Below are 813 nucleotides of genomic sequence, written 5' to 3'. Positions count from 1 at the left end.
GATATTTGTTGGGATTGCTTGTTTCCGATGACGATAGGCTCAGCCACCGTCATGCCCTCTAAGTACCCCGATACGCCCAATCCCACACTGCCTATCTCTTATTGCCCTAAACCGCCGCCTATCTTTGTGCAAATAGGCATCAACATTGGCTATTGGGAGCCTTATGCCTTAACCGATATCACGCGCGTCCCTTACTGTATGGTGAACATGGGCGTGCAAATGTCCGGCGCTAACACTCAGCGTATCGGTGGGCGCGTGACCGCCCGTGAGAGTGACAGCAGTGACGGAGGCTTTTATCACGCCCATTGGTATAAGTACCCCGTTATTTATTGGCTGCAACTGATGCAATCCACCGCCTGCATGGCCACGGACGTTTTTGATGTGGCCTACATGACGGAAATTGACCCACTTTGGGACGACGATGAGTTATCCCTCATTCTCAATCCCGAAGCGTTACTGTTTGGTAACTTGGTTGCGCAGCTTGCTTGCGTGCCCGAAGCCCTGTTGACCTCCACTAACGCTGCCTTACCTATTGATGCTTTATTTTGGTGTTTAGGCTCACAGGGCAGTGCCTATCCGCTCACCGGCACCACCAACTATCGAGACACGCCCATCCAGGCGGCGACACTCTTGATGGAAAAGCTGAACTACAAACTGCACCGGCAAGGAATCATCTGGGAGACGCGCGGCGAAGATGGCGCGATTTGTTATCAATATCCCGATCCTATTTTGCCAAAATCTCGTTATCGGTATCAAATGTCGGGGCCTATTCCCGATGCCGCCTGGTGTCACCCGTACACCACGACAACCACA

At 52.4% G+C, this 813-nt stretch carries 1 protein-coding gene; it reads left to right on the top strand.

All coding sequences use genetic code 11. From position 1 onward, the window contains the following. On the top strand, positions 1 to 813 hold an 813-nt coding region (traU, locus tag AB4503_RS25470; RefSeq protein ID WP_372115918.1), incomplete at both ends, for a conjugal transfer pilus assembly protein TraU.

Source organism: Vibrio sp. 10N.222.55.B11 (assembly GCF_041473705.1).
GTDB lineage: Bacteria > Pseudomonadota > Gammaproteobacteria > Enterobacterales > Vibrionaceae > Vibrio > Vibrio crassostreae_C.
The sequence above is the reverse complement of the archived record's forward strand: the minus strand, read 5'-3'. Positions and strand labels throughout refer to the sequence as shown.